The following is a 9,763-nucleotide window of genomic DNA, read 5'->3' on the forward strand; positions in this document are numbered from 1 at the left end:
ATTTTGGTCAATTTTCCTGTTTTGATTTCAGTGAGCAGACGAGCATCCTCAGAGAAAAAATCGCCCGGATTGATCGGACCGGTTGCCATGCCGTTCAAGCGCTTGCGGGCAACCACGAAATATTTGCCCGGCGGAACATCAATGCGGTAGTTACCTGAAGCATCTGTCGGGCTGGAGATATAGGTCGATGGCCCGAGCAGGTTCGGGGCATGGTTGGGGTAGACATTGACGTAGGCACCACTGAGCGGTTGCCCCTCCTGTTTTAAAAAGACTTTGCCGGTAATCCCGCTTTTGCCATTACCATCAAGGTAGGTGGCTTGCTGCGCTTGTGGTGCGCATCCGACTAATAAGTTGAGCAACAGTGCCAGAGACAGCAGAAATCTCATGGGAGCCTCCCTCTAAATTTAATCTGTGGAATCGATATAGATGACGATCTAGCAAACTTCAGAAAGTCTATCGAGTTATGCGCAATTGTCAAAAAAATATGCCAGGGTGCTATCATTGTTTGGGAACGGAAAGAATTTGTGATATCGGTTTGTTGGAAGAATCAACTGTCGTTTGACGTTTTACTGATATGAAAGGAGCCGGAATGAATCTCACGATTAAAAAAGGCGCTGTGCTGAAACTGAAAACTCCCTGCCTGGTCATCGGTGTGTTCGAAGGGAAGCTGAAAGGGGATTTACTACAGCAATTGGACCAAGGAATTGACAGAGCCCTCTCCAGAGCGGTCAAAAGCAAAGAATTTTCAGGCCGGAAAGGGGAGAGCCTTCTGTTTCATGTTGGCCGGAAGCTGGTGGCTGAACGGGTTCTTCTGTGGGGGTTGGGCAAGGAGAAGGGCTATGATCTGCGCGCCCTGCGGCAAGCGGCGAGTGCGATCGCCAAGCTGTTAGCCGACAAGCAGCTGGGTTCTTTCATGTTCGCACTGCCGCAGACGCCGACCAAGAAAATCACCCTTGACGGGAAAGTGCAGGCGGCAGCCGAAGGCTTTCTGCTCGCCGACTATCGTTACGAGCGTTACTTGCCGCAGGACCGGGCGGGGCGACCGGCGCAACTCGATAAGGTCGCACTGCTGATCGATGACAAAGAGAGCAAAAGCGTGGCCGAATCTGCCGTGCGAAAAGCTGAAGCAATCGCCTCTGGGGTCTGTTTCGCGCGCGACCTAGTCAACGCGCCCGGCAACGAAAAGTCCCCTGAATTTCTGGCCATGCAGGCCATCGGGATGGCCGAAAAACTCGGCATCAAGGCGACCCTGCTTAACCGTAAAAAACTGGAGCAGCAAGGCTTTGGTGCCATGCTCGGGGTTGCCCAGGGGAGCAAGCGGGATCCTTACCTGATTGTGCTTGAATACCGTGGCGGCACCGGTGATGAAAAGCCGATTGCGCTAGTCGGGAAAGGTGTGGTGTTCGATGCCGGGGGGATTTCGCTGAAACCATCCGAAGGCATGGACGAGATGAAAATGGACATGGGGGGCGCTGCTGCGGTGTTCGGTACCATCATGGCGGTTGCCGGGCTGAAGCTGCCGATTAACTTGGTGGCGGTGGTGCCGGCGGTCGAGAATATGCCTTCCGGTACAGCCATCCGTCCTGGAGATATCCTGACCTCGTTGTCGGGTAAGACGATCGAGGTTCTCAATACAGACGCCGAGGGGCGGTTGATTTTGGCCGACGCCCTGACTTTTGTCGGTCGCTTTGAGCCGCGGGTGGTGATCGATGTCGCCACGTTAACCGGCGCAGTGATTATCGGTCTGGGTAATCAGGCGGCTGCAGTTCTCGGTAACCACGATGGTTTGATCCGCCAACTGATTAAGGCTGGCGAACGAAGTGGCGAAAGACTTTGGCAGCTGCCGCTCTGGGGAGAATATGCCGAGCAGATCAAGAGTGATTTTGCCGACGTCAAGAATGTCGGCGGACGTCCCGCAGGCACCATTACCGCGGCGGCATTTCTGCAGAAGTTTGCTGACGATTACACCTGGGCGCACCTCGACATCGCCGGGATGGCTTGGGAAGGAAAGGGCAAGGCCGGACAGCCGAAAGGGGGAACAGGTTATGGTGTGCGGTTGTTGACTGAATACCTGTGCGGTATGTCGCAGTAACTAGCCTTTTCCTGCTATACTTTGCCGATGTGTAGGAGGCTGAGAGATGCAGATTTTCAATCCTCTTCAAACGGTTACCTCGTTGTTTCGCAGCTCGCCGAAGAAAGTCGGTTTGCCGCCCGGAACGCTGATTCATGTTGGTGAGCAGAAGGTTGAACGACCGATTTTCTCCTGTATTGAATATGGCGAAGACCATCTGCGGGTACAAAAAGATATTCCGCTCGAAACCTGCTTGGAGTCGAAAAAGTCGGCTGGCGTAAGCTGGATCAATCTGGACGGTATCCACGATATTTCCCTGCTGGAACGTTTCGGCAAAGAGTTCAATCTCCATCCGTTGGCATTGGAGGATATCCTCAACACCGGTCATCCCCCGAAATTCGAAGAGTTTGATGATTGCGTACTGCTGATCACCAAGATGTTCTTTTTTGATAGGCAGAACAAGCGGCTCGAGGCGGAACAGATCAGCCTGGTGCTGAAAGAGAAGCAGTTGCTGACCTTTCAGGAGCGGATGGGTGATGTGTTCGAAGGGGTTCGCGAGCGCCTGAAACGGAAAAGCGGCCGAATCCGCCAGCGCGGCGCGGATTATCTGGCCTACGCGCTGATCGATTCGGTGGTTGACAGTTATTTTCATGTGCTGCAGAAGATTGGTGACCTGCTTGATTTCTTGGAATCGGAACTGCTCAGCCACCCGAGTCAGGAGTTGTTACAGCAGGTTCACCATCTGAAGGGGCAGTTGATGTTCTTGCGTAAGACGATCTGGCCGATGCGCGAACTGACCGCTAGCCTGCTGCAAAACGAATCGGAGATGTTCGACGAATCGATTACCCCCTTTCTGCGCGATCTTTATGATCACACCATTCAGGTACTCGATACGGTTGAGAACTATCGTGATACCGCTTCCGGCCTGGTTGATCTGTATATGTCGACGGTCAGCCAGCGGATGAATGAGGTGATGCAGGTACTGACCATCATGGCTTCAATCTTTATCCCGTTAACCTTTGTCGCTGGGATCTATGGCATGAACTTCGAGTTGATGCCGGAATTGAAGTGGCGCTACGGGTATCCGATGGCTTTGGGGCTGATGCTGATTTGTGCCGTTGTCATGCTTTGGTTTTTCAAGAGGAAAAAATGGTTTTAAGAGTTGTCTGCCTTATTGTCTTTCTGCTCGGGTTGGGTTTGACTCCCAAGTTGTATGCCGCGGAGCCTCCGGCGAATGGGAACGGTGATGTTGTCGCTGAGTCGCCTGGGCTCAGTGAGCTGGGTGCTCGCTTCGTCGCGCTGAACGATTTTGTCGTCAGCTCCGAAGAGAAATTGAAGCAGTTAGCGGATTTGGTCGGTCAGGATGATGCGCTGGCTGAAATTACCCAACAGTTCAAACTGATCAGCGACGAGATGCAGTCACTTGGGTCTCCCGAAGACTGGTATGTTGATCGGCTGAATCATTACCTGACTCGTTATGGGCAGCTGCGTCAGGGGGTGAATGGGCTTCAGCAGCGCTTAACCTTACGCCAGCAGGACGCGGAAAAAATTCGTGCACAGCTGCAAAAAAGCCTCGAGTTCTGGTCTGCCTGGGAAGCGGAACTTAAGAAGCAGGATGTGAAGCTCCCCAAACAGACGATCGCTGAAGCTAAACAGCTGCTCGCCAGGCTGCAGAAGGAGCTGACGCAGACCACCGATCATCTGTTGCAGTTGCAGGAAAAGATCGGCTCCTCTCAGCAGGAACTGCTGCTGGCGACCGACCAGCTTTCGGTTGCTCTTGGCAAGTTACGGAAGGCAACCTTTCGGAGAAACGCTTACTCCTTTTTCTCTGCCGATTATTATCACCAGTTTTCTCCTGCCCTCACCGAGCAGATGAAAGAGGGGGCGGCTGCCGCACTGAAGTTCGATAAGCGGTATCTGCAGGAGAACGCTTGGCGGCTGGCTCTACTTGGCGGCGTGATGGTTCTGGTCGCCTGGTTGCTATTCTATTTTCGGGCGCGCCATACGGCGAGTGAAGATTGGCATTTCATTCTCAGGCGGCCTCTGGGGGCAGCCGGGTTCGTTGCCGTCGCTGCTGGCTGGCTCTGGCTGCCAGCGCCCCCGGCGATGTTGCGCTTCATGTTGGTTTGCTTTGCGGTAGCTACTGCGGTAGTTCTGGCCACTCCGTTACTCGAAAATCGCCGGCAGGTCCGTTTTCTTATCCTTGCAGCGGTTGTTTTCCTGCTGACTAATTTCTTTTTGCTAATCTCGTTTCCGCAACCTTTGTTCCGTATCTATATCCTCGCGATGGCGGTTGCCTTTGTGCCGCTGCTGTATCGCCAGATTGGTGAGTCTCGTCAACGCCGTACCGCAGGGCAGGGGCGTTTCTATAGGACTCTGCTACGGATTGCTATGATTGTCCTCTGTCTCAGTTTTTTCGGGCAACTGGCCGGGTTTATGAATTTCTCCACCTGGCTGATCCAGGCGACGTTCGAGACCGGAATGGTTTTTCTGTTCGTCCGGATGGCGGTGCGGCTGATCAATGGGGGCATCGAGTTGAGCAATGATGCGCTGGTCCAGTCCCAGTGGCCTTTTTTTCAGGAATATGGGTGTGAACTGGGTGCGCGTCTGAGACACTTGGTTGCCTTTGTGATCTACAGTTTTTCAGTTTTTTACCTGCTGCCGGTCTGGCGCCTGTTTTCGACCCTCAATGAGGGCTGGCTTTTCTTCTCTGAACTGTCGATCGAGATCGGCAGCTTCAGCCTGACGGCGCAGATGTTCGGGTCGGCGCTGATCGCATTTTATCTGGCACTTCAGGCGTCTTGGGTGCTTCAGGCGGTCACTGAAACGCAGGTGCTGCGCAAGCGGAATGCTGATCGCGGGGTACAGGACGCGGTCAAGAAGCTGATTCATTACGCAATTGTCCTGACCGGCTTGCTGCTCGCCCTTAGCATGCTCGGTTTAGGCGTGCAGAATTTTGTCGTACTGCTTGGCGCCTTCGGGGTCGGTATTGGTTTCGGCTTGCAGGACATTGTCAACAATTTTCTCTCCGGTTTGATTCTACTGTTCGAGCGACCGATCAAAGTCGGTGATGGCGTGGTGATCGACGGCGAGTACGGGATCGTCATACGGATCGGAATGCGTTCGACGGTAGTGCGGAACCTGGATGAGGCCGAGCTGATTGTGCCGAACTCGCAGATGATTTCGCAAAAGGTCACCAACTGGACGCTTTCCAATCGCCGTGTGCGCTTGGTTGTGCCGGTTGGAGTCGCATATGGCAGCAATCTGGAACTGGTCTTGTCGATTCTCTCAGAGGCCGGTCAGCAACATGCCGAGGTGCTGAAAAATCCCAAGCCTTCACCGTTGTTCGTACAGTTCGGGGCGAGTTCGCTCGATTTCGAGCTGCGGGCCTGGATCGGCAATGTCGATAACCGGCCGCGGATCAAGAACGAGCTGCTGCTCTACATCGATAAACGGTTCCGCGAGGAAAACATCGAAATCCCCTTTTCACAACACGACCTGCACCTGCGTTCGGTCGAGCCGGGGATTTTTCCTGGAACTACCGATTCCTGAACCGTTCAGACCAGGTTCAGGACGACACCGACAAAACGTTCGCTGTTGTCGATTCGCTGCAGAATCTTGCCGTTTTCGCTCCGGATTGAGCGGACGATGCGCATCAACTCCACTAGCTTTTTGGCGTCCTGTGCCTGCGGGAAGGGAGCAGCGATGTCATCGTCGGTCAGACGGGTCAAAGAAGAGATCTGCCCCTGCAGATGGGCATCGGTCTGGCGTGCCGCGTTGTCGGCGATCTTCTTGATATCTATCGTGTCGAATGTGACCGGCATTATTTACCTCCCCCTAAATTGATCTTCCAGCGGCTTTAGGGCATCTAGGTAGGCCTTGGTCTGTTCAATCTGGCTGCCGATCGCTCCGGATGTGCCGAGTAGTTGAAAGACCGAGCTGTCTATCTAGATGAGACTCGTATTAATTTTGTTTTCGTCGATGCCGAGTAGCCGCTGGTAATGTTGCCGTTTGTTTTGCAGCGTGGCCGCGCTGCTAAACAGTCGGGTGAAGCTGTCATTCATGCTATAGGCCTGGAGATATGTCTGCTACAGCTGACGGTGCAGTTGGCGTTTGGTTTCGGCCAGGGGGTGAGCAGGTGCTGACGTTTCTCCTGGAGCTTTTGTTGAATGATCATGCCGACCCATTGGAGAAAATTGTCGCGGTCAGCGGGATCCTGGGAAGTACTGACTTCCTGCCATTTGCTTTTGCTCTTGGCATTGCTGAAGAAATTGCGGTTGAATTAGGGGGCCCACTGTTCTTCCATGAAGCGGTCGATCTGTTGTTCCTTGGCGGTGATAAAGCTTTCGAGCAGGGCAGATGGGCCTTTTCCAGGCTGACGAGTTGATCACCCAGGGCGATCGACAGCTCGACCAACTCCTGGGGGATTTTCGCACAGCTGCAGAGGACAAACAGAACAATGGCGGTCAGCACGATCGGTTTACGAGTAATTCATTCTCCACCTCCTAGCCAGCTCGAATGATGGTGGCGTACCAGCCCTTTGTAGGTTTCACCGCCTGCATCGTCGGGGGCAAAGGCATAGCCGCCCTCATGGCCGAGGGTAATCTGAAAGGCATTGTTCGAAATTTGCCATCACGCCCTTCTAGCAGGTCTGGTTTCTTAACGCTTTGGAGTTGATTTCGTTAAAATGAAGCAGGCTTTTTCGAGGGATACAAGTGACTAGAAAAATATTAACTCTTGACCGTTTTGGGCTCTCTTGACATCGCCCCCGAACTGTTGCTAGATTGCCACGTTCGGCCAGAGTCCTGACACTGGTAACGTGGCTCGGCAAGGCTGAAAAATCAAAGTTAACCAACTGTCGGTCGCTGGCGGCTGACGGGATGGAGTTTACAATGCGTTCTTCCGATATACGGTTGGAAACCGATTTGCCGAAAGGGGTCAAGGATTTCCTGCCGCTCAAAGCAGCCAAAGCGGATTACCTGCAACAGAAGCTGCGGCAGGTATTTAACGCCTGGGGCTTTCGCCCGGTGATCACCCCACAGCTCGAATATCTGGATGTCCTCGAATTGGGGATGGGCGAGGGGTTGCGTGATCGAGCCTTCCGTTTCGACGATCGACAGAGTGGTCGGCTGGTCGCCTTCCCTCCCGACATGACACCACAGATTGCTCGGATCGCCGCAACTCGCATGAGCGAGCGGCCGCTGCCGCTGCGACTCAGCTATAGTGGTCGGGTACTGAGGCATACCGAGCAGCAGATGGGCAAGGACCGCGACATCTTCCAGACCGGAGTCGAACTGATCGGGCTCGATAGTCCGGAAGCGGATGCCGAGATGATCGCCATGGCGGTGGAAGCGTTACAGGCGGTCGGTGCCGAAGAGTTCACCATCGATATCGGCCAAGTCGATTTTTTCCGTGGTGTCATGGACGGGCTGTCCCTAGAAGGCCGTTTGGCAGACCAAGTGGCCGACGCTATTCTGCGTAAAGACAGCTCCGAGTTGCAGACTTTGTTGAAGGATGCAGAACTGGAAACCTCGGCTCGTGACGAGGTGTTGGCGCTGCCGCGCCTGTTTGGTGGGCGCGAAGTGTTGGCGCGGGCAGAGAAAGTGGTGTGCAATGAGCGTTCGCGTAAGGCGCTGGACAACTTGGCACAGGTTCTCGACGTACTGGAGGTGTATGGGGTGCTCGATCATGTCACTGTCGATCTCGGCGAATTGCGTGGATTAAACTACCACACCGGCATCACTTTCCAGGGTTTTCTGCCCGGCGTTGGCCGCGCGGTCTGCGGTGGCGGACGTTACAACAACCTGACCCAAAAGTATGGCTTCGATGCCCCGGCAACCGGTTTCACCTTTAGTCTGCTGCATCTGCTATTCGCTCTCGATAAAGACCTTGATGCTCAGGTCGAACCGGCGACAGACCTGTTGATTTTTGCCAGCGGCAAGCAACTGCGTCCGGCACAGCAACTGGCTCATAAACTGCGACAGCAGGGCTATTCGGTTGCACGTGATATTCTGCCGCGCGATCGGGCTGCAGCACTCGACTATGCCAAACAGATGAATTTCAAGTACTTGCTTGTGGTCGCAGGCGAAGAAGATGATGTTGAGTTGAATTGTCTGACTGATGGTCAGGCCCGACAACTTCCTTGGCAACAGGTGTATCAGGACGGACTAGAACTCTAGTTCTTTTCATACCCAGTCGACCCAGCCGGTCGACGAGACAGGAGTTACTGAATCATATGGCCAACGTAATTATCGTCGGCGCCCAGTGGGGCGACGAAGGAAAAGGCAAGATCGTCGATATCTATACCGAGTACTCCCAGCAGGTAGTCCGTTTTCAGGGCGGGAACAACGCCGGGCATACCTTGGTGGTTGGCGACGAAAAGACCGTGCTGCACCTGATCCCTTCCGGCATCCTCCATGAAGGCAAACGCTGCCTGATCGGTAATGGTGTGGTACTTGATCCGAAGGTCTTTCTCGAAGAGATCGACAACCTGAAAAAGAAGGGCTACCTCAAAGATGACAGCCAACTGGTCGTCGATGGCGCTGTCAACATCATCATGCCATACCACAAGAAGATCGACGTTGCCCGGGAGCAGAAGGCGGGGGCGAAGAAGATTGGCACGACCGGTCGTGGTATCGGTCCAGCCTACGAGGATAAGGCCGGACGCCGGGCGATCCGCTTCGCCGACCTGTTGAAGCCGGAGACCTTCAAGCGCAAGCTGGCCGATGTACTGCCGGAGAAGAATTTCTATCTAGCGCAGTATCTGGGAGAACAGCCGCTCTCGGCTGACGAAATCGCTGAAGAGTACCTCGGCTACGCTGAGCGTCTGCGCGGCTATCTCGGCCGGGTTTCGACCCTGCTCGACAAAGCGATCAAGGCGGGCGACAATGTGCTCTTCGAAGGAGCGCAAGGAAGCCTCCTTGACGTCGACCACGGCACCTATCCCTATGTAACCTCTTCCTCGACAGTGGCCGGTGGCGCTTGCACCGGGGCCGGTCTTGGTCCCAACAAAATCAACGCAGTGATCGGCATCTCCAAGGCCTATGTCACTCGGGTAGGGGAAGGTCCGTTCCCGACCGAGCTGCATGATGAGATGGGGGAACAGTTGCGTGCTGCGGGGCACGAGTTTGGAGCCACAACCGGTCGTCCGCGTCGTACCGGCTGGCTCGATATAGTCGCCTTGAAGGAAGCGGTTCGTACCAATGGCCTGACTGGTATCGCCCTGACCAAGATGGATGTGCTCAACGAACTTGAAACGATCAAAGTTTGCACTGCCTATCGTTATGGTGAAGAGTTGCTGGAAGAGTTCCCACAGGATTTTGACGTACTCAAAGAGTGCACCCCGGTTTATGAAGAGGTGACCGGCTGGCAGTGCGATATCAGCCAGACCAAAGAGTATCAGCAACTGCCGCAGCAGGTGAAGGATTACGTCTATAAAATAGAAGCTTGGATCGATTGCCCGGTAGTGCTGGTATCGGTCGGCCCGCGTCGCGATCAGACGATTCAGCGGATCAATCCGTTTGAATAAAATAATGGCGGGAAAAAGTTTTGAAAAAAAAGGTTGACCCGTTAAAACGATTCACGTATAACAGGTCTCCGTTGCGCGAGCCGGTAGCTCAGTTGGTAGAGCATCTGACTTTTAATCAGATGGTCGTGGGTTCGATCCCCCCCCGGCTCACCATTTTAAAGCAA

At 54.1% G+C, this 9,763-nt stretch carries 9 protein-coding genes and 1 tRNA gene; 7 read left to right on the forward strand and 3 right to left on the reverse strand.

Annotated elements, in window-relative coordinates; genetic code table 11:
• Positions 1 to 386: carboxypeptidase-like regulatory domain-containing protein (locus tag Q7J88_RS13220; RefSeq protein WP_303722705.1), on the reverse strand; the 386-nt coding region annotated here is incomplete at its 3' end.
• Positions 387 to 589: 203 nt separating this feature from the next.
• Between Q7J88_RS13220 and Q7J88_RS13225 the strand changes: the two genes are divergently transcribed.
• From Q7J88_RS13225 to Q7J88_RS13235, 3 genes are read left to right on the forward strand one after another with little or no spacing between them, the layout of a single operon-like run.
• A complete protein-coding gene (locus tag Q7J88_RS13225; protein WP_303722706.1) occupies positions 590 to 2,092 on the forward strand; it encodes a leucyl aminopeptidase in 1,503 nt (500 codons plus the stop codon).
• Between the two features lie 46 nt (positions 2,093 to 2,138).
• On the forward strand, positions 2,139 to 3,230 hold the full coding sequence (corA, locus tag Q7J88_RS13230) for a magnesium/cobalt transporter CorA (protein WP_303722707.1): 1,092 nt from the start codon (positions 2,139 to 2,141) through the stop codon (positions 3,228 to 3,230).
• Positions 3,221 to 5,623, forward strand: coding sequence for a mechanosensitive ion channel domain-containing protein (locus tag Q7J88_RS13235; protein WP_303722708.1), 2,403 nt, complete (start codon positions 3,221 to 3,223; stop codon positions 5,621 to 5,623). The genes corA and Q7J88_RS13235 overlap by 10 nt, the downstream gene beginning before the upstream one ends.
• Positions 5,624 to 5,628: 5 nt before the next feature.
• Here Q7J88_RS13235 and Q7J88_RS13240 read toward each other — a convergent pair whose 3' ends face one another.
• Positions 5,629 to 5,895: a hypothetical protein gene (locus Q7J88_RS13240; RefSeq protein ID WP_303722709.1), complete on the reverse strand. Its 267-nt coding sequence runs from the start codon at positions 5,893 to 5,895 to the stop codon at positions 5,629 to 5,631.
• Positions 5,896 to 6,152: 257 nt separating this feature from the next.
• On the opposite strand from Q7J88_RS13240, the gene Q7J88_RS13245 reads away from it, so the two are divergent.
• A complete protein-coding gene (locus tag Q7J88_RS13245) occupies positions 6,153 to 6,458 on the forward strand; it encodes a hypothetical protein (protein ID WP_303722710.1) in 306 nt (101 codons plus the stop codon).
• 104 nt (positions 6,459 to 6,562) lie between these two features.
• On the opposite strand, the gene Q7J88_RS15455 is transcribed toward Q7J88_RS13245, so the two are convergent.
• Positions 6,563 to 6,697 (reverse strand): glycosyl hydrolase 108 family protein, encoded by a 135-nt coding sequence (locus Q7J88_RS15455; protein WP_369682039.1) that lies wholly within the window; start codon positions 6,695 to 6,697, stop codon positions 6,563 to 6,565.
• Between the two features lie 266 nt (positions 6,698 to 6,963).
• Between Q7J88_RS15455 and hisZ the strand changes: the two genes are divergently transcribed.
• The 3 genes from hisZ to Q7J88_RS13260 all read left to right on the forward strand — a co-directional run bounded on the left by hisZ (position 6,964) and on the right by Q7J88_RS13260 (position 9,752).
• Complete coding sequence (gene hisZ / locus Q7J88_RS13250; protein WP_303722711.1) at positions 6,964 to 8,250, forward strand: ATP phosphoribosyltransferase regulatory subunit; 1,287 nt, start codon at positions 6,964 to 6,966, stop codon at positions 8,248 to 8,250.
• A gap of 56 nt (positions 8,251 to 8,306) precedes the next feature.
• Entirely contained in the window at positions 8,307 to 9,599 is a 1,293-nt protein-coding gene (locus Q7J88_RS13255) for an adenylosuccinate synthase (protein WP_303722712.1), read from the forward strand.
• A 77-nt stretch (positions 9,600 to 9,676) separates the two neighbouring features.
• Positions 9,677 to 9,752, forward strand: a tRNA-Lys gene (locus Q7J88_RS13260).
• The last annotated feature ends 11 nt before the right edge of the window (positions 9,753 to 9,763 follow it).

Origin of the sequence: Malonomonas rubra, assembly GCF_003247215.1 — a bacterium.
Classification (GTDB): Bacteria; Desulfobacterota; Desulfuromonadia; order Desulfuromonadales; family Geopsychrobacteraceae; genus Malonomonas; species Malonomonas rubra_A.

Bases quoted from the DNA above. Each gene is read 5' to 3' on its own strand.
- Q7J88_RS13235 (WP_303722708.1), top strand. From the start codon at position 3,221: ATGGTTTTAAGAGTTGTCTGCCTTATTGTCTTTCTGCTCGGGTTGGGT.
- corA (WP_303722707.1), top strand. From the start codon at position 2,139: ATGCAGATTTTCAATCCTCTTCAAACGGTTACCTCGTTGTTTCGCAGC.
- hisZ (WP_303722711.1), top strand. From the start codon at position 6,964: ATGCGTTCTTCCGATATACGGTTGGAAACCGATTTGCCGAAAGGGGTC.
- Q7J88_RS13240 (WP_303722709.1), bottom strand. From the start codon at position 5,895: ATGCCGGTCACATTCGACACGATAGATATCAAGAAGATCGCCGACAAC.
- Q7J88_RS13245 (WP_303722710.1), top strand. From the start codon at position 6,153: ATGTCTGCTACAGCTGACGGTGCAGTTGGCGTTTGGTTTCGGCCAGGG.
- Q7J88_RS13255 (WP_303722712.1), top strand. From the start codon at position 8,307: ATGGCCAACGTAATTATCGTCGGCGCCCAGTGGGGCGACGAAGGAAAA.
- Q7J88_RS13225 (WP_303722706.1), top strand. From the start codon at position 590: ATGAATCTCACGATTAAAAAAGGCGCTGTGCTGAAACTGAAAACTCCC.